The organism is Bacillus sp. SIMBA_074 (assembly GCF_046534555.1).
GTDB classification, from domain to species: Bacteria; Bacillota; Bacilli; order Bacillales; family Bacillaceae_G; genus Bacillus_A; species Bacillus_A mycoides.
In genome coordinates, this window is record NZ_JAWRYM010000576.1 from 1 (window position 1) to 269 (window position 269).

The 269-nt window shown below is 50.2% G+C and carries 1 pseudogene; it reads left to right on the top strand.

The features are described from left to right. Positions 1–269, top strand: a pseudogene (locus tag SB773_RS32030) (type I glutamate--ammonia ligase); the annotation flags it as partial.

Here is a 269-nt window from a genome sequence, read left to right on the forward strand (position 1 = left end):
TATCGTTTGTAACATTGTCAATCCAGACAACTCCACCTACACTCGTGATCCGCGTGGCATTGCCTTGAAGGCAGAAGCTTACCTGCAACAGCTTGGTGTAGCGGCCGCAGCGTATTTTGGCCCTGAATCGGAGTTTTTCCTGTTCGACAGTGTCCGCTATGCTTCCGGTCCATCTGGCTCCTTCTTCCATATCGATTCTGAGGAAGCATTCTGGAACACAGGAAAAGAGGGACAAAACCTCGGCTACAAGGTACGCAACAAAGGTGGTT